The 20,495-nt window shown below is 65.9% G+C and carries 21 protein-coding genes; 15 read left to right on the plus strand and 6 right to left on the minus strand.

Annotation, left to right across the window (positions count from 1 at the left end):
• The 11 genes from XH96_RS25000 to XH96_RS25050 are packed head-to-tail and all read left to right on the plus strand — an operon-like array spanning position 1 to position 10,366.
• Positions 1-444, plus strand: coding sequence for an SRPBCC family protein (locus XH96_RS25000; RefSeq protein WP_194388101.1), 444 nt, complete (start codon positions 1-3; stop codon positions 442-444).
• A gap of 2 nt (positions 445-446) precedes the next feature.
• Positions 447-1,265: a xanthine dehydrogenase family protein subunit M gene (locus XH96_RS25005; RefSeq protein ID WP_194388102.1), complete on the plus strand. Its 819-nt coding sequence runs from the start codon at positions 447-449 to the stop codon at positions 1,263-1,265.
• Between the two features lie 6 nt (positions 1,266-1,271).
• Positions 1,272-1,748, plus strand: a complete 477-nt coding sequence (locus tag XH96_RS25010; RefSeq protein WP_194388103.1) for a (2Fe-2S)-binding protein — start codon at positions 1,272-1,274, stop codon at positions 1,746-1,748.
• 12 nt (positions 1,749-1,760) lie between these two features.
• Positions 1,761-3,353, plus strand: coding sequence for a xanthine dehydrogenase family protein molybdopterin-binding subunit (locus tag XH96_RS25015; protein WP_194388104.1), 1,593 nt, complete (start codon positions 1,761-1,763; stop codon positions 3,351-3,353).
• A gap of 1 nt (position 3,354) precedes the next feature.
• Complete coding sequence (locus XH96_RS25020; RefSeq protein ID WP_194388105.1) at positions 3,355-4,377, plus strand: xanthine dehydrogenase family protein molybdopterin-binding subunit; 1,023 nt, start codon at positions 3,355-3,357, stop codon at positions 4,375-4,377.
• A gap of 10 nt (positions 4,378-4,387) precedes the next feature.
• A complete protein-coding gene (locus XH96_RS25025; protein ID WP_194388106.1) occupies positions 4,388-5,269 on the plus strand; it encodes a MoxR family ATPase in 882 nt (293 codons plus the stop codon).
• Positions 5,266-6,384, plus strand: a complete 1,119-nt coding sequence (locus tag XH96_RS25030) for a VWA domain-containing protein (protein WP_194388107.1) — start codon at positions 5,266-5,268, stop codon at positions 6,382-6,384. The genes XH96_RS25025 and XH96_RS25030 overlap by 4 nt, the downstream gene beginning before the upstream one ends.
• Positions 6,381-7,265 (plus strand): amidohydrolase, encoded by an 885-nt coding sequence (locus XH96_RS25035; protein ID WP_194388108.1) that lies wholly within the window; start codon positions 6,381-6,383, stop codon positions 7,263-7,265. The genes XH96_RS25030 and XH96_RS25035 overlap by 4 nt, the downstream gene beginning before the upstream one ends.
• A 30-nt stretch (positions 7,266-7,295) precedes the next feature.
• Positions 7,296-8,144: an MBL fold metallo-hydrolase gene (locus XH96_RS25040; protein WP_194388109.1), complete on the plus strand. Its 849-nt coding sequence runs from the start codon at positions 7,296-7,298 to the stop codon at positions 8,142-8,144.
• Positions 8,145-8,161: 17 nt separating this feature from the next.
• A complete protein-coding gene (locus XH96_RS25045) occupies positions 8,162-9,736 on the plus strand; it encodes an isochorismatase family protein (RefSeq protein WP_194388110.1) in 1,575 nt (524 codons plus the stop codon).
• Between the two features lie 3 nt (positions 9,737-9,739).
• The gene (locus tag XH96_RS25050) at positions 9,740-10,366 is read left to right on the plus strand and encodes an FMN-dependent NADH-azoreductase (protein WP_194388111.1); all 627 of its coding nucleotides are present in this window, start codon (positions 9,740-9,742) and stop codon (positions 10,364-10,366) included.
• Between the two features lie 30 nt (positions 10,367-10,396).
• Here the strand turns inward: XH96_RS25050 and hydA are convergent, their stop codons facing one another.
• Genes hydA through XH96_RS25075 form a run of 5 tightly spaced genes read right to left on the minus strand, consistent with a single transcriptional unit; the run spans position 10,397 to position 15,174 of the window.
• Positions 10,397-11,857: a dihydropyrimidinase gene (gene hydA / locus XH96_RS25055; protein WP_194388112.1), complete on the minus strand. Its 1,461-nt coding sequence runs from the start codon at positions 11,855-11,857 to the stop codon at positions 10,397-10,399.
• Positions 11,818-12,549, minus strand: a complete 732-nt coding sequence (locus tag XH96_RS25060) for an aspartate/glutamate racemase family protein (RefSeq protein ID WP_194388113.1) — start codon at positions 12,547-12,549, stop codon at positions 11,818-11,820. The genes hydA and XH96_RS25060 overlap by 40 nt, the downstream gene beginning before the upstream one ends.
• A 9-nt stretch (positions 12,550-12,558) precedes the next feature.
• Positions 12,559-13,335: an ABC transporter ATP-binding protein gene (locus XH96_RS25065; RefSeq protein ID WP_194388114.1), complete on the minus strand. Its 777-nt coding sequence runs from the start codon at positions 13,333-13,335 to the stop codon at positions 12,559-12,561.
• Positions 13,335-14,186 carry an ABC transporter permease gene (locus XH96_RS25070; RefSeq protein ID WP_194388115.1) on the minus strand — a complete coding sequence of 284 codons (852 nt, stop codon included), beginning with the start codon at positions 14,184-14,186 and terminating at the stop codon, positions 13,335-13,337. The genes XH96_RS25065 and XH96_RS25070 overlap by 1 nt, the downstream gene beginning before the upstream one ends.
• Positions 14,170-15,174, minus strand: a complete 1,005-nt coding sequence (locus XH96_RS25075; protein ID WP_194388116.1) for an ABC transporter substrate-binding protein — start codon at positions 15,172-15,174, stop codon at positions 14,170-14,172. The genes XH96_RS25070 and XH96_RS25075 overlap by 17 nt, the downstream gene beginning before the upstream one ends.
• A 251-nt stretch (positions 15,175-15,425) precedes the next feature.
• Between XH96_RS25075 and XH96_RS25080 the strand changes: the two genes are divergently transcribed.
• Both XH96_RS25080 and XH96_RS25085 read left to right on the plus strand, forming a co-directional pair.
• The gene (locus XH96_RS25080; RefSeq protein ID WP_194394251.1) at positions 15,426-16,085 is read left to right on the plus strand and encodes a GntR family transcriptional regulator; all 660 of its coding nucleotides are present in this window, start codon (positions 15,426-15,428) and stop codon (positions 16,083-16,085) included.
• Between the two features lie 2 nt (positions 16,086-16,087).
• Positions 16,088-16,837, plus strand: coding sequence for an aspartate/glutamate racemase family protein (locus XH96_RS25085; RefSeq protein ID WP_194388117.1), 750 nt, complete (start codon positions 16,088-16,090; stop codon positions 16,835-16,837).
• Here XH96_RS25085 and XH96_RS25090 read toward each other — a convergent pair whose 3' ends face one another.
• The gene (locus XH96_RS25090; protein WP_194388118.1) at positions 16,838-18,226 is read right to left on the minus strand and encodes an amidase; all 1,389 of its coding nucleotides are present in this window, start codon (positions 18,224-18,226) and stop codon (positions 16,838-16,840) included.
• 88 nt (positions 18,227-18,314) lie between these two features.
• Here XH96_RS25090 and XH96_RS25095 point away from each other — a divergent pair, with 88 nt between their 5' ends.
• Positions 18,315-19,409 carry an ABC transporter ATP-binding protein gene (locus XH96_RS25095; protein WP_194388119.1) on the plus strand — a complete coding sequence of 365 codons (1,095 nt, stop codon included), beginning with the start codon at positions 18,315-18,317 and terminating at the stop codon, positions 19,407-19,409.
• Positions 19,410-19,439: 30 nt separating this feature from the next.
• The gene (locus tag XH96_RS25100) at positions 19,440-20,486 is read left to right on the plus strand and encodes an ABC transporter substrate-binding protein (RefSeq protein ID WP_194388120.1); all 1,047 of its coding nucleotides are present in this window, start codon (positions 19,440-19,442) and stop codon (positions 20,484-20,486) included.
• Positions 20,487-20,495: the final 9 nt, after the last annotated feature.

The following is a 20,495-nucleotide window of genomic DNA, read 5'->3' on the forward strand; positions in this document are numbered from 1 at the left end:
GTGCCCCACATCGTCAAGAGCACGATCCTGAACGCGCCGACAGAGGCGGTTTGGCGCGTGCTGCGCGATTTCAACGGGCACGATCGCTGGCATCCTGCGGTCGCGACCTCCGCCATCGAACGCGCGCAGTCGGCCGACAAGATCGGCTGCGTCAGGCGGTTCAAGCTCAAGGACGGCTCGGAGCTGCGCGAGCAATTGCTGGCACTGTCCGACCTCGAACAGGCATTCAGCTATTGTCTGCTCGATACGCCGATCCCGATGTTCAACTATGTCGCCCATGTTCGTCTGCTGCCAGTCACCGATGGTGACCGCACCTTCTGGCATTGGGAATCGCGCTTCACCACCAGACCCGATGACAGCGACCGCATCACCCACATGGTAGCGGAAGACATCTACCAGGCAGGATTCGAGGCGATCCGCCGCCATCTGAAGGAGGGCGCCTAGCCATGGCTGTGACCGTAAAGACCTTTGCCAGCGCCAGCGAAGCGGCCGGGGCAATATCTTCAGATCGCAGCGCCCGCTATCTCGCCGGCGGCACGCTGGTGATGCGGGCGCTGAACGAGGGCGACGTCTCGATCTCGACGATCGTTCGCGCAAGCGATCAGGCGCTCACCCGTATCGATGCGTCCGGCCCGCGCATCTTGTTGGGGGCCGGCGTCACTTTCGCGCGCATTCTCGCCGAACGCGACCTCGCCTTCCTGCACGCACCGGCCCGTTCGATCGGAGGCCCTGCCGTACGCAACATGGGCACGGTCGGCGGCAATCTCTTCGCGCCGAACCCTTACGGCGATTTCACCGTCGCGCTGTTGGCGCTCGACGCCACCGTCGCGGTGCAGGGCGGATTCGGCACTCGCGACATCCCGATCGAAGAGTTTTTGCAGGCGCGCGACCGGCAGGCCGGGACGCTGGTGCTGTCGGTCTCCTGCACCCGGCCGGGGAGCACGGACGCCTTTCGTTATCGCAAGATCGCCCGAATCAAGCCCAAGGGCGGCTCGGTCATCACCCTTGCCGCGCATCTGCCAATCAGCGGCGGCCGGATTGCCGGCGCCCGCATCGCGCTGGGATCAATGGCCCCGACGCAGGTCCGCGCTCGCGCCGCCGAACGCGCGCTCGAGGGCCGTTCGCTGGATGCCGCGACCATCGCTGCTGCCGCATCCGCAGCGAACGAAGGAACATCGCCATCCGACAATGCGCTCGGTAGCGCCTGGTATCGCCGCGAGATCGTCGGCGTGCATCTGCGCCGTTTGCTGTCGGGGCAGGAATAGATCGCCATGTCCAAGATACCCCTGCAATTTCGTCACAACGGCCGCGACGTCGCAATCTTCGTCGATGGCGGCACCAATCTCCTGGTGGCGCTGCGCGAATTGATCGGCGACATGACCCCGAAATTCGGCTGCGGCCAGGGCGGCTGCGGCACTTGCAGCGTGCTGATCGACGGTGAACTTCACCTCTCCTGCCTGACACTCGCCGAGACGGTCTCGGGTCGCTCGGTCGAGACCCTCGACGGCATGAAGCAAGGCCCGAACCTGCATCCCCTCCAGCGCGCCTTCGCCGACAATTTCGCCGCCCAATGCGGCTATTGCACACCGGGCATGCTGATGGCGGCAAAAGCCCTGCTCGACCGCAACCCTTCGCCGAGCCGCGACGAGGTCGTCGAGGCGATCTCCGGCAACATCTGCCGCTGCACGGGCTACGAGCCGATCATCAACGCCATCCTCGCCGCCGCCGGCGGCCGGGTCAGCGCCTAGAGGGACGCGACCATGCTGGAACTGCGCAAGGACATCTTCGCCGACGAGCGCGACGATAACCTGAAGGAAATCGGCAAGGGCACGCAGCGGCAGGACATGCTCGGCCACATCACGGGCACGTCCAGCTATTTCAATGACCACAATCTGCAGGGCATGCTGCACCTGAAGGTGGTGCGCTCAACCCAGGCCCATGCAAGGCTGCGCCGCATCGATACCACCGAGGCCGAACGTTCCGCCGGGGTGCGGCGGATCATCCGCGGCGCGGACGTGCCACGCAACCTCAATACGCTGCTCAGTCTGATCAACTTCGGCAAGGACGACGAGCCGTCTCTGGCCGTCGACAAGGTCCGCTACAAGGGCGAGCCGATCCTCGCCATCGTCGCCGACAGCGAGCGCGAGGCGTTCGAGGCGATCGCGAAGGTCAAGATCGACTACGAGCCGCTGCCCACCGTGTTCGACGTCGAGGACGCGCTCAAGCCCGGCGCGCCCGTGGTCAACGAGACCTATCCGAAGAACGCCTTCATCTATCACGACGTCTACGATCACCAGCGCCTGCGCTTTGGCGATGCTGATGCCGCGCTCGCGACCGCCGACCACGTGCTCGAACAGCGCTACCAGATGTCGCCGATCGAGCACGCGCCGACTGAGACCAACGGCGCCATTGCCGCGCCCGACACCAACGGCCGCTACGTGGTCTACACCTCGACGCAGGCGCTGTTCTTCTCCGTCGACACCTGCGCCAAAATCCTGGACGTGCCCTCCAACACCTTCCACTTCATCGGCGGCACGGTGGGCGGCGGGTTTGGCGGCAAGGTGGATACGCTGACCGAACCGCTCGCGATCCTCGGCGCCATGCTGACCGGGCGCCCCGTCCGCTACGTATTCGGTCGCGAGGAGGAGATGCAATACGGCCCGCCGCGCGGCGCCGAGCGCATCTACATCAAGGACGGCGTGATGCGCGACGGCCGCATCGTCGCGCGCAAGATCCGTGCCTATTTCGACAGCGGCGCCTATACGCGGTTGTCGAGCTACGCTGCCGTCAAGTGCGCCGCCCACCTGCCGGGCCCCTACACCATCCCGAACGTCTATGGCGACGTCTATTGCGTCTTCACCAACCGGACGCCGGCGACCGCCATGCGCGGCTTCGGCGTCACCGCGATGGATTTTGCGATCGAATGCCAGATGGACAAGCTCGCGGGCCTCGTCGGCATGGACCCGATGGAGTTCCGGATTCTGAACGCCTATCGCGACGGCGACATGAAGGCGCATCGGCGCGAGGCCAAGAACACGGCACTGATCGAATGCGTGCAGGTTGCGGCCGAGAAGGCCAAATGGCCCATTCGCGACGAATTCAGGCGCGCCTCCTCCCGCAAGGACGGCGGTGGCAGCCGCGCGGCCATCCCGCCGACGCCGACGGATTCGCGCAGCCGGCCGGCTGCGCCGGCGCAGCAGCGCACGAGCTACGACCGCGCGCCGGTGACGGCGACAAGAGAGCCGCCGCGCGAACCACCGCCGCCGGCGCCGCCACCTCCCCCGCCCCGCCCGGCTGCGCCATCGCACGGCGCGACCCGCTTTTCCTCCGTGTTCGGCACCAGGAGGCGCTGAGATGACCCGGCATCGCGGACGCGGCATGGCGTCGATCAACTACCCCATCGGCATGAATCTCGGCGGCGATCCGAGCCAGGCGCTGGTGCATTCCAACCCCAGCGGCAAGTTCACGGTCGCGCTGTCGTCGATCGATCTCGGTCAGGGCATGAAATCGGTGACGCGGCAAATCTGCGCCGAGACGCTCGGCGTGCCCGTCGAGGACGTCTATGTCGACACGGCGGATTCCGACACCGGCCCGCATTGCATGGGCTCGTTCGCCTCGCGCGGCACCCACCGCGTCGGCAACGCGGTGATGGCCGCCGCCCGCGAGGCGCGCGGCGTGATGATGGAGGCCGCGGCCGAGGAGCTTGAGGTCAACGCCGCCGACCTCGAAACTGACGGCCGCGGCAACATCCACGTCAAGGGCGCGCCGCATCGCTCGATCTCGACCAAGGATGTCGCCATCGCGGCGCAGTTCAAGCAGGGCAAGACCATCTCCGGCCGCGGCATCTTTCTCGTGCCGCTCTCGAACGTCGACCCCGAGACCGGCGAGATGTCGCCGGCGACCTGCTACGCCCATGCCTGCCTCGTCGCCGAGGTCGAGGTCGATGACGAGACCGGCGAGGTCGCGATGGTCCGCATGGATTCCGCCTATGAGCTCGGCCGCGCGCTCAACCCGCGCCTGGTCGAACAGCAGCTGGTCGGCGGCGCCTGGATGGGCGTCAGTCACGCGCTCTACGAGACGCCCGAACCCTACTACCCCGATCCAGCGCACGGGCCTCGCGACTTCGTCGAATATCTGATGCCCGGTCCCGGCGATATCTGCCCGCACGACATCGCGGTGCTGGAACGCCCTGCACCTGACGGTCCGTTCGGCGGAAAAGGCCCCGGCGAGATGTGCGCCAATCCGGTGCTGCCGGCCGTTGCGAATGCGATCTTCAACGCCGTCGGCGTCCGCATCGACGACCTGCCGATCACGCCGGAAAAGGTGCTGCGGGCGATCAAGGCCCAGGGCGGCGCGCGGCCGCAGGCGCGGCGTTAGAGGATCGGCCGTGGCGGTTCGCAGCAACATCGTCGGCATCGATAGTCCGGAGGCGCTGGAGAAGGCGTTGCGCGCGGCGTACTATCTCGCCGACGAAGGGCTCGCGACCGCCGCCTATCTCGGCCTCGCGCTCGGCAAGCCGCTGCTGCTCGAGGGCGCGCCGGGCGTGGGCAAGACGGAGGCGGCAAAGGCCATCGCGGCCGTGCTCGGCCGCCGCCTGATCCGCCTGCAATGCTATGAGGGCATCGACGCCTCTGCCGCGCTCTATGAGTGGAACTATCCGCGCCAGATGCTGGCGATCCGCCAGGCCGGTGACGAGAGCATCGACATCTATGGCGAGACGTTCCTGATCGAACGTCCGATGCTGGCGGCGCTGCGCGCGCCGGATTCCACGGTATTGCTGATTGACGAAATCGATCGCGCCGACCAGGAGTTCGAGGCCTTCCTGCTCGAATTCCTCTCCGACTTCCAGATCTCAATTCCCGAGCGCGGCACGGTCCGCGCCACCGAGCGCCCCGTGGTGGTGCTCACCTCGAACCGGACCCGCGATCTGCACGAAGCGTTGCGTCGCCGCTGCGTCTATCACTGGATTGACTATCCCAGCGCCGAGCGGGAGGCGCGGATCATCATGATGCGCGCATCCAGCGTCGCCGAGGCCACGGCCCGCGCCGTCGTCGCTGCCGTCGAGAAATTGCGGCGCGAACCGCTGAGCAAGGCGCCCGGCATCGCCGAAGCCGTCGACTGGGCCGAGGCCGCGACCCTCCTCAACAAGGGCGGCGCGCGCTGGCCCGATGCCTTCAAACGCTCGATCGGCGTGGCGCTGAAGGACGAAGAGGACCTGCACTTCATCGCGCCGCGGCTCGATGCCATGCTCGCGGAGGCGACCGCATGAGCACCGAGCTGCAGCTTCCGCGCGCTGCCCGCATCTTCGTTTCCTTCGCCGCGTTGCTCCGCGTCAACGGCTTCGCAATTGCCCCGGAGCAGACCACCGCATTCCTCACCGCAATCGCACTGCTGGGCCCGCGCGACCTCGGCGACATCAGGCAATCTGCGCTCGCCACCCTCGCCCCGCCGCCTGAGCGCCGCGCCACCTTCGACCGGCTGTTCGACCTTCATTTCCGCGGCAGCGAGGCGATCGAGCATGCCGAAGACGACGAGGACGACGAGACCGTCCGCCTCCAGGAGGAAGGTCGCGGCGACGAGGAGCCCCTGCTCTCCGACGATGCCAATGAGTCCGGCCTCACCGCGACGCGCGCCGAGGCGCTGGTCGAGCGCCGCTTTGCGCAGCTTGCCGCGACCGACGCGCTCCGGCGCTTGGCGCGCGAAGCCCCGCGGCGCCTGCCGCGCCGGCGCGGCCATCGTCGCATGCGCGCCCGCCGCGGGCCGTTTGCCGATCTTCGCCGCACCTTGCGCGACAGCGTCCGCAGCGATGGCGAGATCCTGCGTCTCGGCCATATGAAGCGGCGCCAGCGCCCGAGAAAAATCCTGCTGCTGATCGACGTTTCCGGCTCGATGAAGAGCCGCACCGAGGAAAACATGAAGCTGGCGCATACGCTGGTGCAGGCCGCGCCCAACGTCGAGGTCTTCACCTTCGGCACGCGGTTGACCCGTGTCACTCGCGCGCTGCGGCTGAAACGCCGCGAGCAGGCGCTGAATGCGGCAGCGCATCTCGTCAGTGACTGGGACGGCGGCACCCGCATCGGCGACGCGCTGCAGGCGTTCCTCGCGGTCCCACGGTTCGGCGGCTACGCCCGCGGCGCCGCCGTCGTCATCGTGTCGGACGGGCTCGAGCGGGGCGAGCCCGACTCCCTTCGTGACGCCGTCGCGAAACTGTCGCGGCGGGCCTGGCGCCTGAGCTGGCTGACGCCGCTCGCGACGAGCCCTGCGTTCCGCCCGCAGACCGAAGCGCTGGTCGCGATCGAACGCTTCGTCGACGATCTCGTGGACGGCGGATCGAGCGCCACGATCGTCGCTCATGTACTGGCACTGGGAAGGAGAGCTGCGTGAACCATATTGTCGACGGCCACCATCACATCTGGCGGCAGGCCGACCTGCCCTGGCTGACCGGCCCGATGCAGCCCCGCATCTTCGGACCGTACGAGCCGATCCGGCGCGACTATCCGATCCAGGAATATCTCGACGACCTCAAGGGCACCGGCGTCACCCGCTCCGTCTACGTCCAGACCAACTGGGCCAATGACCGTTTCGAGGACGAGGCTGCCTGGGTGCAGCAGACGGCTGATGAGCATGGCTGGCCGCACGCCATCGTCGCCTACGCCAACTTCGCCGTGGACGATGTGCGCCCGCAGCTCGACCGCCTCAGACGCTATCCGCTGCTGCGCGGGGTGCGCATGCAGCTGCATTGGCATGAGAACCCGATCTACCGCTTTGCGGCCCGCTCGGATCTTTGCGCCGACCCCATGATCCGCCGCAACGTCGCGCGTCTCGTCGACTACGGCTGGAGCTTCGATCTGCAGGTGTTCACGCCACAGATGCCGGAGGCCGCGGAGCTGGCCGACGCTTGTCCAAAGGTGACCTTCATCCTCCAGCATGCCGGCATGCTGGAGGACCTCTCACCGTCTGGCCGCAGCGCCTGGCGCGCCGGCATGGCGCGACTTGCGGCCTGTCCGAACGTGGTCTCGAAGCTCTCAGGTCTCGGCACCTTCATCCATCGCAACGACCCCGCGCACATCGCCGCCGTGATCACCGACACCGTCGCGATCTTCGGCGCCGAGCGCTGCCTGTTCGGCTCGAATTTCCCGATCGAGAAATTGTGGACCAGCTATCGGGAGCTGATCGACGCGTTCCGCGCGGCTGCGGCGCCGCTGAGTTCCGCGCAACAAACCGCGATCTTCAGCGCCACCGCGGCGCGCGTCTACCGGCTTTGACGGACAAGAAACGAGACAGGAGGAAACCGAATGGCGCTGGAGATCAAGATCCTGGACTACGGCGATATCGAGCTGGAATCGAGCTTTCTGGTGCTCGGCCGCGACTGCGGCCGCACCCGCCGCGTCCTCACGCTCGGCTTTTTGATCCTCGGCGGCAAATATCCTGTTGTCGTCGACACCGGCTATCGCTCCAACCAGATCATGGAGACGCTGGGCATGCGGGGACTCCAGTACCATGAGAACATGATCGAGAACCAGCTCGCGCGCCACGGCGTGCGCATGGGCGACGTCCGCTTCGTCTGCCACACGCACCTGCACATCGACCATGCCGGCAAGGACGACCTGTTTCCGATGAACACGACCGTCGTGCTCAACCGCAAGGAGCTCGAATATTCCGTCTCCGGCCTGATGCACCCGCAATACCCGGCCCCCGACATCAAGCACCTGATCGACCGCCTGCATACCAAGAGCGCGCTGCGCTTCCTGGACCTCGAAATCACCGGCCCGATCGAACTGATGCCCGGGGTCTATTGCGACGCCGCCAACGCGCACACCGAGGGCTCGATGAACATCATCGTCGAGACTGCCGACGGCATCGCCACCATCTGCGGCGACGTGATCTACGACTTCAACGACCAGATCGTCACGCCCTTCCATGAGATCCACGACTGGGAGCCGCGCACCACGGGTAACCACGGCACCAGCAAGCGCGCGGAAAAAGCCGCGATCAAGAAGCTGCTGAGCAGCTCGCGCTATTTGCTCCCGGTGCACGACCGTCCCGCCAAGATCGAAGGCGGCAATGTCGTGGGGCGCTTGCACGACCAGGTCCCCGGACCGGTCGTGCAGTCGCTGCCAGAACGCAACTGGTTCCCGGCTTGAATGTCGAGGATCGACCGATGACGCATGTGACGTTGCGAAGCGAATTCGAAACCCTGATCGACCCCTATGCGCCGGTCGCCCAGATCGGCACCGGCTTCGACTTCACCGAAGGGCCGATCTGGCATCCGGTCGATCATTATCTGCTGTTCTCGGACATGCCGGGTGACGTGCGCCGGCGCTGGGATGCGCGACGGGGCGTCGTCGAGGTCAAACGCCCGTCGAACAAATGCAACGGCATGACCTACGACGCCGAGCTCAACCTGATCGTTTGCGAGCACGCGATCTCGTCGCTGGTCCGCGAACGCCCGGACGGACGACGCGAGGTGCTGGCCTCGCATTTCGGCGGCCAGGAGCTCAACAGCCCGAACGACGTGTGCGTGCACTCATCCGGCGCGATCTATTTCTCCGATCCCTGGTATGGCCGCATGCCGGTCTATGGCGTCGAGCGGCCACGCCAGCTCGGCTTCCAGGGCGTCTATCGCGTCGTGCCCGGCGGCGAGCCGAAGCTCGTGGTCGAGCGCAACCTGTTCGACCAGCCGAACGGGTTGTGCTTCTCGCCGGACGAGAAGCTGCTCTATGTCAACGACACCGTGCAAGCCCTGATCCGCGTATTCGACGTCAGCAGCGACGGTTCGCTGTCGAATGCACGCGTGTTTGCGAGTGGAATCAAGTCCGAGCTCGAGGCGGGCCTGCCCGACGGCATGAAGTGCGATCAGCACGGCAATGTCTGGGTCACCGCCCCCGGCGGCGTCTGGGTTTACTCACCGCGCGGCGAGCTGCTGGGCAAGGTGCGCGTGCCGGAGCTGGTTGCCAACCTGTCATGGGGCGGGCCGGATTTCCGCACGCTCTACCTGACCGCGACGCATTCGGTCTATGCGATCCCGACCCGGGTCGGCCCGCGGCATGAGCCCTATATGAGCGGCAGGCGCGCCGGCGGCGGAGCAAGCCCGAGCTCCGCGCCGGCGGCGCCCATTCTGACCGAGGGCGAGATGCGGCTCGATCCGCAGCGCTGCGCCATGATCATCCAGGATCTCCAAAACGACGTCATTATGGACGGCGGCGCTTTCGCCGAGTCCGGCGCACCGGGCCATGCAAAGCAGCAGCATATCGTGGAGAATGTCCGGCGTCTCGCGGAAGCAGCGCGCGCCCGCGGCGTCGCCATCATTCATGTCTGGTTCGTGGTCGAGCCCGGCGCCCCCGGCGTCACGCTGAACGCTCCGCTATTCGAGGGGCTCGTCGACAGCAAGGCGATGGTGCGTGGAAGCTGGGGCGCGGCCCCGGTTTCAGGCCTCGAGCCTCGGCCCGGCGATTTCGTGGTCGAGAAGATGCGGATGAGCGCCTGGGAAGGCACGCGGCTGGAGACGATTCTCAAGGCCACCGGCCGCGACATGATCATCAATACCGGCGCGTGGACCAACATGTCGGTCGAGCACACGGCGCGGACCGGCGCCGACAAGGGTTATTTCATGATCGTGCCCGAGGATTGCTGCTCGACCATGAATGCGGACTGGCACAACGCCTCGATCAACTTCGCCATGCAGAATGTCGCCGTCGTGACCAGGGCCGACACCGTGATCAGAGCGCTGGGATGAGCTGTGGCAAAGCTCCTGCACCTGTCCTGCTCCCCGCGCGCCGAGTCGGTCTCGACGGCCGGCGCGCGGGTTTTTCTCGACGGCTTCCGCCAGGCCCGGCCGGATTGGGACATTGATGTCGTGGACATCTGGCGTGAGCGGATGCCGGAGTTCACCGGTCCGATCATCGAGGCCAAATATGCGCGGATGAAGGCTCAGGGCTTCACCGACGCGCAACGCGACAGCTTTGCCGAAGCCGAGCGAATGGCACTGCGCTTCGCGCTCGCCGATCGCGTGCTGATCTCGACGCCAATGTGGAACTTCGGCCTGCCCTACAAGCTCAAGCAATGGTTCGACATCATCGTCCAGCCCGGTCTCACCTTTCGGTTCGATCCGTCGCGGGGATATCTGCCGCTGCTCAAGGACCGGCCGACGCTGGTGATCATCGCCAGCGGCAGCGATTTCGCCACCGGCATGAACCGCGGCCGCACCGACATGGCAACGCCTTACCTGCGGGAGATCCTTCGCTTCATCGGCATCAGCAATGTCCGTTTCGTTCTGGTCGGTCCAACCACGGGACCGCAAGCGCCGATCGATGCCGCCTGCGAAAGAGCCCATCAACGCCTCGCTGCAATGGCCACGGCCTTCTAGAACTCCGCCTTGACGGCGCATCGAGCCGGATCAGATCAGGCTCGACTTGCCCCGGCTCAGCACTTGGCCTGCCCCCTTGGCGCCGACGATCCGACCCTGGTCATAGACCACCTGGCCGCGGGCGATCGTCGTCACCGGCCATCCCGTGACCTCGAAGCCTTCCCAGGGCGTGTAGTCCGAGCCGTGATGCAGATCGGCCTGCTGGATCGGCTTCTTTAGTTTGGGATCCCAGAGAACGACGTCGGCATCAAAGCCGACGCCGATCGAGCCCTTGCGCGGATAGAGGCCGTAGATTCGCGCATGGTTGGTCGCGGTCAGCTCGACGAACTTCTGCAAGCTGATGCGTCCCTTCGAGACGCCCTCGGAGAACAGGATCGGCAGCCGGGTCTCGACACCGGGGATGCCGTTCGGCACCCAGCGGAACGAGGTGCGCGCATTCGGCGTCAGCTTGCCCTTGGGATCGTCGTAGCGGAACGGGCAGTGGTCGGACGAGAAGGTCTGGAACACGCCAGTCGTGATGCCTTCCCAGATCGCGTGCTGGCTCTCGACGTCGCGCGGCGGCGGTGAGCAGACGTATTTCGCGCCTGATATGTCCATGTTCAGGCCCTTCATGTCGTCGGCCGTCAGCGTGATGTATTGCGGGCAGGTCTCGGCATGCACCGGCAAGCCGCGCTGCTGGGCCCAGCGCACCTGCTCCATCGCCTCTCGGCCCGAGACGTGCACGATCATGATGGGAACGCCGATCACCTCGGCATGGCTGATGGCACGATGCGTCGCCTCGCGCTCGACCGCCTGCGGCCGCGAAGTGCCGTGATAATACGGCGCGATATGGCCTTCACGTTCCAGCTTGCTGGTGAGGAAGCGGATGGCGTCATAGCCCTCGCAATGAACCATGACCAGCGCCTCCTCGCGGCGCGCCACCTCGAACACCTCAAGCAGCTGCTTGTCGCTGAGCACGAGGTCGTCATAGGTCATGAACACCTTGAACGAGGTGTAGCCGTCCTTGACGAGAGCCGGCAACTCCTGGCCGAGCACGACCGCAGTCGGATCGGAGATGATGAGATGGAACGCCGTGTCGATATAGCACTCGCCTTCGGCAAGCTTGCGGTAGTTCTCGACGCAGGTCCGCAGGGAGGTGCCCTTCTCCTGGAGCGCGAAGGGCAGCACCATGGTGTTGCCGCCGGCAGCTGCCGCGCGCGTTGCCGAGGCAAAGTCGTCGGCCATCACCACATCGGGGCCCGAGGGCTGGGAGATGTGGACGTGGCTGTCGATCCCGCCCGGCAACGCGAGCAGTCCCGTCGCATCGATCTCGCGTGCCGCGCCCTCGATGCTGTCGGCAATGCTGACGATACGGCCGTCGCGAATGCCGATATCGGCGTGGAACTCGTCGCTGGCGGTCACGATGGTGCCGCCGCGAATGGCGAGATCGAGCTGCGTCACTGAGGCCTCCGTCACTTGATGGCTGGCATTGTCTGGAAGATCCGGCCCCATTGCGCAAGGGCGCCGATGTCGCCGCCGGCAAGGCCGAGGGATCGCCAAAGCGTCACCGCGACCGAGTCGAGCACGGCGATGTCCAGCTTCCGCTCCAGCGTGGCCGCCAGCGCGGCGCCGTCGAGATTGGTGCAGAGGATGACGATCGCGTCGGCCCCCTCCGCCGCCACTGCCCGGATCATCTCGGCGATGGTCGCAGGCGCGACCTCGCCAAAGGAAAAATTGTCGCGCAAGCCGAGATGCCGCTCGGCATGCGGCGCGACTCCCTCCCCGGCCCAGACGTCCACGATGCGTTGCTGCACGTCATCAGTGTAGGGCGAGACCAATCCGACATGTCTGGCGTCGAGCGCGCGAGCGGCGTCAATGCAGGCAAGCGTGGACGTTGTCGCGGGGATACCCGTGCGCGCCGCGATCGCTTCGCACAGGTTTCTGTCGCGGCCGATCCCGAGCCAGCTCGCGGAGGTGCCGTTCCAGGCGATGGCGTCGACCTTGGCATCGGCCAGCAATTCCGCGGCCGGAAGCATCACGGATGCGTCGAACTGGTTCAGCGCGGCGGCGTCGAGCGCAATCTCGGTGACGCGGAAGCGTGAGAAATGCGCAGTGACGCCGGCAGCGTCGGCCAGCATGGCGCTGGTGACGGGCTCGAGTACCGAGTTGGAGGACGGCGTGATCATGCCGAGACGCTTGCGCATGCCGAAACCTTACGACGCCTGCGCCAGGCGCGTCGACTCCTCGCGGATCAGGGACAGGATGTGGCGCTTTGCGTCGTTGAACTCGGGGCTGGTGATGTCGCGCGGGCGCGGCAGGTCGAAATTGACGGCCTCGCGGATCCGGCCCGGCCGCTTCGTCATCACCACGATCTTGTTGCCGAGCACCAGCGCCTCGTCGACGCTGTGGGTGACGAACACGATGGTGCAGCGGCGCTTCTGCCAGATTGCGACCAGCTCCTCCTGCATTTCGAGCTTGGTCTGGGCATCCAGCGCCGCGAAAGGCTCGTCCATCAGGATGACGCTCGGGTTCATCAACAGTGCGCGGGCGATGCCCACGCGCTGATTCATGCCGCCCGACATTTCGGACGGATGATGATGCTCGAAACCGCGAAGGCCGACGAGATCGATGAACTCCATGGCGCGCTGGTGCCGCTCGGCCTTGCCAACGCCCTTGAGCTTGAGATGGAAGGCGATGTTGTCGATGGCCGTCAGCCACGGCATCAGGGTCGGTTGCTGGAACACCACGCCACGGTCCGAGCCTGGCCGCTCCACCTGCCTGCCGTCGACCAGCGTGCGGCCGGAGGTCGCCTGCTCGAAGCCGGCGATGATGTTCAGGAGGGTCGACTTGCCACAGCCAGAAGGGCCGAGCAGGCAGACGAAATCATTGGCCTCGATGTCGAGATTGATGTTGTCCAGCGTCAGCAGGTCGCGGCCGCGCCGCTTGTCGGAGAACACCTTGACGATGTTGCGAAGCTCGATTGCCGCCATCAGCCCGCCCTGCCCTGCACGGTGGTTGTCTGCTGCCAGCGCAGCGTGCGCGCCATGATCGCCTTGAGGCCGAGGTCGGAGAGATAGCCGAGCAGCCCGATCGATATCATCGCCGCGAGCACGATGTCGTAGCGCAGGAAGTAGTAGGAATCCCAGAGCACGTAGCCGAGGCCGCTCTTCACCGCGACCATTTCGGCCGTGACCGTCAACATCCAGGCCGAGCCGACCGCAATGCGCAGCCCGGCGAAGATCGACGGCAACGCCGCCGGCAGCACGATGTCGGTCAGCATCTGCCGTCCGTTCGCGCCCATCATCGCGCCGGCCCGCACGAGATTGTGGTCCACGGTCTTGACGCCATGGATGCTGTTCATCAGCACCGGAAAGAATGCGCCGAGGAAGACCAGGAAGATGGCCGGCTTGTCGGCGATCCCGAACCAGATGATCGCGAGCGGAATCCAGGACACCGGCGGGATCGGGCGCAACATCTGCAGCGTCGGCTCCAGCGTCTTCTCGAACAGCCGGGACCAGCCGATCGCGACCCCGGCGAGGATGCCGAGCAGGCTGGCCAATGCAAAGCCGCCAAAGACGCGAAGAGCGCTGGCGAGCGCATCACGCAGCCAATGGCCAGAGTAGGTCTGCGTGGTCTCGTCGAAGCCGAATACCCAATCGCCGAGCGCATGCAGCACCGCACTTGGCGCCGGCAGCAGCGCAGGCGGCAGCATGCCGCTGCGGGCAAACGCCTCCCAGCCCGCAATCAGCAGCGCGGGGACGACGAGGCGTTCGAGCCCCTGGAACGCCCGCGTCAGCCGGAACGTCGGCCGCGCGGGCGAGACGTCAGTAACCGAGGTCATTCTTGGCCTTTCCCGTGGCCTTTTCCAGGAACGAATAATCCATGTTCTTCTCCGCTTCCGCGGAGACGTCCTTGGAGATGTATTTGAGGTCGCGCATCATCGCCGCGATCGCCAGCGTCTGCGACCGATGGATCGCGGGATCGGGCGAGGCATTTTTCAGCGCCTCCGTCGCGACCGTCTTGTCGAGGCCGGTGAGCTTGTTGATGACCTCGATCCACGGCCCCTTGTCGGCGATCAGCTTGTTGTCGAGCTCGACCACGGCGGTGACGACGCCCTGGACGCCGGCGCGCTGGCCGGCGATCACGTCGGAGCGGGTGACGATCAGGTTGGTCAGATTGCCTGCGGCCTGTTCATACGGCAGCACGAAGTGCTTGCCGGCACCGGCGAGCCGGATCTGCGATGCAAACGGCTCGACCGAACAGATCATGTCGACCTCGCCGCGCTGGAGTGCTGCGAGATGGTCGGACGGATTTGGAATGTTGATGAACTGGATGTCCTTGTTGGGATCGACGCCCTGCTTGAGGAACGCGCCGCGCATATGGATGTCCTGCGCGTTACCGCGGGACGCTGCGACCTTCAGCGGCTGACCGTCGCTCTTCGCCTTCGCAACGGTCGCCTTGAACGCGGCCCAATCCTCGGGCGGCAGGCTCAGCTTCGCGGAGGACAGGCATTCAGAGCCGCCATTGATCTGACCGGACACGGCGACGACATCAAAGCCTTTGTCGAGCGCGGTGATGTAGTGGAGATACGTGACCTGCGCGACGTCGATGCTCTTCGATATCAGGGCGGTGAGAACGTCGTTCCCCGAGTTGAAGCCGGTGGCCTCGACCTCGACGCCCTTGGCCATGCCTGGGATCAGCGACATCGGCAGGCAGTGCGCGCATTTGGCGTAGCCGAGCTTGATCTTCGCCGTCTGCGCCGAGGCGAGATCGCCTCCGCCAAGCATTGCCGCCATGGCCACTAGACCCAGTCGCAAACTCGTCCGCATCGCTTACTCCGCTCCGAAGGCGCGATATCCGCGCGTTGCGCAGGATCATCCGTCGCCCTTGGCCGCAACGCAATCCACTTTCTGCATGCTGCATACAATTTGCGCGCTATGCCATTGTTTTCAGCGAGATACGTTGATATTTTGGGCAAGCAAAGGAGCTGGAAACGGCTAAGATCAAGGTGATAAGCGAGGCACGCGTGCAGCCAAAACCGGAAGCGTCAAAGGGACGAAAGTCGCCCAAACTCAAGCGGATGGGCCTGCATGAGCGTGCCGCGGCGCGGATGCGGACGATGATCATTCGCGGCGAACTGCCGCCGGGTTCGCAGACCCAGGAGACCTGGCTGTCGAAGGAGCTCGGCGTGTCGCGCACCCCCTTGCGCGAGGCCATGAAAGTGCTTGCCGCGGAGGGGTTGATCGAGCTTCGCCCCAACCGCAGCCCGCGCATTGCCGATATCGCGGCGGGCGACATCTCGGAATTGTTCGAGGCGCTCGCCGGTATCGAGCGGCTCGCCGCCGAGCTCGCTGCGGAGCGCGCGACCGAGCGCGACCTCGCCCGCTTGCGCACGCTTCAGGCCCGCATGGAGGGTCATCACCGCAGCGGCAAGCTGGACGACTATTTTGCCATCAACGGCGAGATCCACAACACCATCGTCCGCATGGCCCGCAACACGCCGCTGCGGGAAGCCCACGAAACGCTGATCTCCCGGGCCGAGCGCGCGCGATATCTCGCCCTCGGCGCCGACCGCCGCTGGAGCAATTCGGTCGACGAGCACGCCGATATCCTGGCAGCCCTCGAAGCGCGCGACGGCGAAACGGCGGGCCGCCTGCTCCGCGCGCATGTCGCGCGCACCGGCACGGCCCTGCTCGAAGTCCTCGCCGCCGCCTCTCAGGCCAAACAGACGGCGGCATAGTCATGAAGCTGCTGCTGCTCAACCCGAACACCAGCGCCGAGGTCACGCACCTGATGATGGGTGTCGGGCAGCGGGTGGTCTCGCCCGGGACGGAGCTGATCCCCTGCACAGCGACCCGCGGCGTGCCCTATATCGCGACACGCACCGAGGCGCAGATCGGCGGAGCCATTGCGCTGGAGATGCTGGCCGAGCACCACAGGACGGTCGATGCCGCGATCATCGCAGCCTTCGGCGATCCCGGCCTGTTCGCCGCGCGCGAGACCTTCGACATTCCCGTGGTCGGCATGGCGGAAGCGGCGATGCTGACCGCCTGCATGGCCGGGCGTCGCTTCGCCATCGTCACCTTCGCCCAGGCGCTTGGTCCCTGGTACGAGGAGTGCGTCCGCGCCCACGGGCTGTGGGAGCGCTGCGCCGGCATCCGGATGCTCGATACGCCTTTTCAGGCCATCTCCGAGGTCGGCACCGAGAAGGAGGACGTGCTGGTCGAGCTCGCCGACCGCGCCATCGTCGAGGACAAGGCCGATGTGCTTATCTTTGCCGGGGCCCCGCTCTCCGGCCTCGCCGAGCGTGTCGCCGACCGGATTCCCGTTCCCGTGGTCGATCAGGTCGTCGCCTCAGTGAAGCAGGCCGAAGCGCTGGTTGCCTTGCACCTGCGCAAGGCAACAGCGGGAACGTTCCGCCGGCCCGCCGCCAAACCGACCCTCGGTCTCGCGGCTGCGCTCGCCGCGCGGATCGAGCATCGCGACAGCTGATCAAAAAGGCGGCCGACGATGCGAAAAGCCCAATTCGTTCTCGATAACACGGCCGAAGGCAAACAAGCGGGATTCCCCGCCGGGCGGCGCGACGACCTGAATGCCGAAGGGCAGTTCGTTCGGTTCCCGCCGTACCGGCACGGTCAGGACGGGAAAGCCGACCAGCGACACGATGAAGGTGACAGCGAGATAGTCGATTGGCGTCGACAATGTCGCCCCGTCAATTGCGGTGACATCGCTGATGTCGTTCGGCCAGGGGAAGACGGACGCGGCCGGCGCAATCAGGAAATCGGCACGGGTGAACAGCTCGCGAAAGCTGCGGTAGATGGCGGTGCGACGCCGTTCTGCGTTGAGGTAGTCCTGCGCCGACAGTTTCGTGCCGGCCTCGATATTCCAGATCACCGTCGGAGTGAGCTCCGCACGCCGGGTCCTCAGCAACTCGCCATAGCTGTTGGCGATGTGCGCGGCGCGCAGCACGCGGAAGGTCTCGACCGCGCCGCCGCAATCGGGCGACGACGGCACGGCGTCGGCAACCCGGGCCAGCGCCTCGCACGCGGTGGTGAAGCGCGCGCGAACGTCGCGTGCGACCGGTGCAACACCGAAATCTGGCGTGACGGCGATCCTCGGACGTCCCACGTTCGACCAATCGTCGCTGCCGAGGCCGATCGATACGGGGTCGCGCACATCGCTTCCCTCGCACACGGACAGCGCAAGGGCGAGGTCATCGACACCGCGGGCCAGGAAACCGTGGGTGGCGAGCATGTCCCAGCCGAGCGGCCGGCGCGGCGACGGAATGCGGCCGGGCGTCGGCCTGATCGAGGCGACGTCGCAGAAGCTTGCGGGCGTGCGCACGGAGCCGCCGAAATCGGTGCCATGCGCCACCGGCACCATGCCGGCCGCGACCGCGACGGCAGAGCCGCCGGACGATCCGCCGGAGGTCAGTGCGGAATCATAGGGATTGCGCGTCGGCCCGCACAATCGGTTGGTGCAGACCGCACCGAAGCCGAACTCCGGCGTGTTGGTCTTGCCCAGAATGATCGCACCGGCGCGGCGCAACCGCGCGACCACCAGATCGTCCTCGGCCGGAACGTGATCACGAAACAGCATCGATCCATAAGTCGTCTTAAGCCCGCCGGTGTCGGTGAGGTCTTTGATCCCGATAGGCACACCGTGCAGCGGACCGAGCGGCTCCGATGCCGCATCGCAAATCTGCGCGGCGCGGCGAGCTCCATCCGCATCGACCGTCACGAACGCCACCAACTGACTGTCGAGACTCGCAATCCGCGCAAGATGCGTTTCAACGGTCTCACGCGAGGACAGTTCGCGCCTCGCAATCGCGCGGGCAAGCTCCGTGGTTGTGAGGTCGCAAACCGATCGATCCGATGTCATCGCGCCACCATGCCTGAGCGCGCGCCGAAAAGCGACAGGCGCGGGCATGAGACTTGCTTTCTCCTCTGGGGCAACGGGAGGCAACACCATGGCTGAAACGCAAGGCGGCCGATCGCTCGTCGTCGACGCGGTCACCCACCGGTACCCGAGTGGCGCGCTCGCAGTCGAGAACATCAATCTCGACATCAAGGGTGGCGAGATCATCGCCCTGCTCGGCCCGTCCGGCTGCGGCAAGACAACGCTCTTGCGTATCATCGCCGGCTTCATCGCGCAGACGCAAGGACGGATCATCATCGGCGACGACATCGTCGATACGCTGCCGCCGAACCGCCGCGCCGTCGGCATCGTGTTCCAGAACTACGCGCTGTTCCCGCATCTGTCGATCAGTGAGAACGTCGCTTACGGCCTCGCCGCCCGCGGCGTCGACAAGGCGGCGCGCCAGCGCGAGGCGCAGCGCCTGCTGGAGCTGGTGCAGCTGCCTGCTATGGGCGAGCGGCTCCCGCGGCAACTCTCCGGCGGCCAGCAGCAGCGGGTCGCGTTGGCCCGGGCGCTCGCGATCAAGCCGTCGATCCTGCTGCTCGACGAGCCATTTGCCGCGCTGGACAAGAATCTGCGGCTCGACATGCAGATCGAGGTCAAGCGGCTGCAGCGCGTTTCCGGCATCACCACGCTCATCGTCACTCACGACCAGGAAGAGGCGCTATCGATGGCGGACCGCGTCGCCGTGCTGAGCCACGGCAAGCTCGAGCAGTTCGGCACACCGTCCGACGTCTACGACCGGCCGCAGACATTGTTCGTCAATACTTTCGTCGGTTCGACCAACCGCATGCCCGGTGTGGTGGTTTCGGCGGACCGTACCGCCGCCAAGGTGCGCCTCGACGCCGGCGCGGAGATCATCGCACGGCCCGCCGGCGGAGCGCTCAGCGAAGGTGGCCGCGTCACCGTCTGCATCCGTCCCGAGCATCTGCAATTCGTCGGCGACGAGACCGGCTTTGCCGGTGTGGTCGGCATGTCGCTGCCGCTGGGAGCCACCGTCGTGCACGAAGTCACCACTGCCGACGGCTCCGGCGTCAAGGTCTCCCAGGCGCGCATCGGCGAGACGCGCGCGCTGGAGAACGGTGCTGCGGTGCGCCTCGCACCGCTAGCCCCGTCGCTCGCCAACGCCTTTCCCGCAACGCTTTGAAATGCAGTCATAGTCCAAACGGAGTTCGACATGATCCTCAACCGCCGAAGCCTGCTGACCACCGCCCTCACACTCGGCGCCATGAAAGCGTTTCCCGGATTGAGCTTTGCCCAGGCTCGCCCACTGGTGTTCGCGACCTTCACCGGAAGTTGGGAGGAAGCCCACAAGGCCGTACTGGTGCCGGCCTTTCGCAAGGCGAACGCGGACGCTGCGATCGTGCTCGACCCGATGCTCTCGGTCGACCAGATCGCGAAGGTCAACGCTGCCAAGGCCAATCCGCCGATCGACGTCATGTTGCATGATCCCGGCCCTGCACTCGTCGCCATCGGCCAGGACTTGGTCGAGCCCTATCCGATCGAGAAAAGCGCCCATTACAAGGACCTGATCGCCGAGGCGCAGGAGCCGATGGGCCCTGCCCCGTTCTTCCAGGTCGTCGGCCTCACCTACAATCCGGAAGCCGTCAAGACGCCGCCGACGTCATGGGCCGATCTCTGGAAGCCCGAGTTCAAGGGCCGCGTCGGCATCACCAACCTCAACTCGACGCTCGGCACCGGATGGCTGGTCGAGATCGCCAAGATGCGCGGCGGCTCGGAAGCCAATGTCGATCCCGCCTTCAAGGCGCTGGAAGAGCTCAAGCCCAATCTCGCCGCGGTCGCCGCCAATCCCGGCGCACTCGCGACCCTGTTCCAGCAGGGCCAGATCGACATCTCGCCCGGCAACTTCAACGCCATCCAGATCCTGAAAGCGCGTGGCGTGCCGGTCGAGTTCGTGGCGCCGAAGGAAGGCGCCATCGCCTTCAAGACCACGATCCATATCGTCAAGAACTCGCCGAACCGCGAGCTCGCCTTCAAGCTGATCGAGGCGGCGCTGACGCCGGAGGTGCAGACCACGCTGATGAACCCGCCCTATCTGATCGTGCCGACCAATTCCAAGGTCACGATGGGCGGCGAGATCGCGCGCGTGCTGGCCAAGGACACGGCCGAGCTGAAGAAGAAGTTCGTGTTCCAGGACTGGAAGAAGATCAACGAGCAGCGCTCGGCCTGGATCGAGCGCTTCAACCGCGAAATCAAGATCTAAGACCTTGAA

This window comes from Bradyrhizobium sp. CCBAU 51765 (assembly GCF_015291725.1).
GTDB classification, from domain to species: Bacteria; Pseudomonadota; Alphaproteobacteria; order Rhizobiales; family Xanthobacteraceae; genus Bradyrhizobium; species Bradyrhizobium liaoningense.

Excerpts from the sequence above, each read along its gene's own strand:
- XH96_RS25005 (WP_194388102.1), top strand. The coding sequence starts at position 447 with ATGGCTGTGACCGTAAAGACCTTTGCCAGCGCCAGCGAAGCGGCCGGG.
- XH96_RS25010 (WP_194388103.1), top strand. The coding sequence starts at position 1,272 with ATGTCCAAGATACCCCTGCAATTTCGTCACAACGGCCGCGACGTCGCA.
- XH96_RS25015 (WP_194388104.1), top strand. The coding sequence starts at position 1,761 with ATGCTGGAACTGCGCAAGGACATCTTCGCCGACGAGCGCGACGATAAC.
- XH96_RS25020 (WP_194388105.1), top strand. The coding sequence starts at position 3,355 with ATGACCCGGCATCGCGGACGCGGCATGGCGTCGATCAACTACCCCATC.
- XH96_RS25030 (WP_194388107.1), top strand. The coding sequence starts at position 5,266 with ATGAGCACCGAGCTGCAGCTTCCGCGCGCTGCCCGCATCTTCGTTTCC.
- XH96_RS25040 (WP_194388109.1), top strand. The coding sequence starts at position 7,296 with ATGGCGCTGGAGATCAAGATCCTGGACTACGGCGATATCGAGCTGGAA.
- XH96_RS25045 (WP_194388110.1), top strand. The coding sequence starts at position 8,162 with ATGACGCATGTGACGTTGCGAAGCGAATTCGAAACCCTGATCGACCCC.
- hydA (WP_194388112.1), bottom strand. The coding sequence starts at position 11,857 with ATGGGGCCGGATCTTCCAGACAATGCCAGCCATCAAGTGACGGAGGCC.
- XH96_RS25060 (WP_194388113.1), bottom strand. The coding sequence starts at position 12,549 with ATGCGCAAGCGTCTCGGCATGATCACGCCGTCCTCCAACTCGGTACTC.
- XH96_RS25065 (WP_194388114.1), bottom strand. The coding sequence starts at position 13,335 with ATGGCGGCAATCGAGCTTCGCAACATCGTCAAGGTGTTCTCCGACAAG.
- XH96_RS25070 (WP_194388115.1), bottom strand. The coding sequence starts at position 14,186 with ATGACCTCGGTTACTGACGTCTCGCCCGCGCGGCCGACGTTCCGGCTG.
- XH96_RS25075 (WP_194388116.1), bottom strand. The coding sequence starts at position 15,174 with ATGCGGACGAGTTTGCGACTGGGTCTAGTGGCCATGGCGGCAATGCTT.
- XH96_RS25080 (WP_194394251.1), top strand. The coding sequence starts at position 15,426 with ATGGGCCTGCATGAGCGTGCCGCGGCGCGGATGCGGACGATGATCATT.
- XH96_RS25085 (WP_194388117.1), top strand. The coding sequence starts at position 16,088 with ATGAAGCTGCTGCTGCTCAACCCGAACACCAGCGCCGAGGTCACGCAC.
- XH96_RS25090 (WP_194388118.1), bottom strand. The coding sequence starts at position 18,226 with ATGACATCGGATCGATCGGTTTGCGACCTCACAACCACGGAGCTTGCC.
- XH96_RS25095 (WP_194388119.1), top strand. The coding sequence starts at position 18,315 with ATGGCTGAAACGCAAGGCGGCCGATCGCTCGTCGTCGACGCGGTCACC.
- XH96_RS25100 (WP_194388120.1), top strand. The coding sequence starts at position 19,440 with ATGATCCTCAACCGCCGAAGCCTGCTGACCACCGCCCTCACACTCGGC.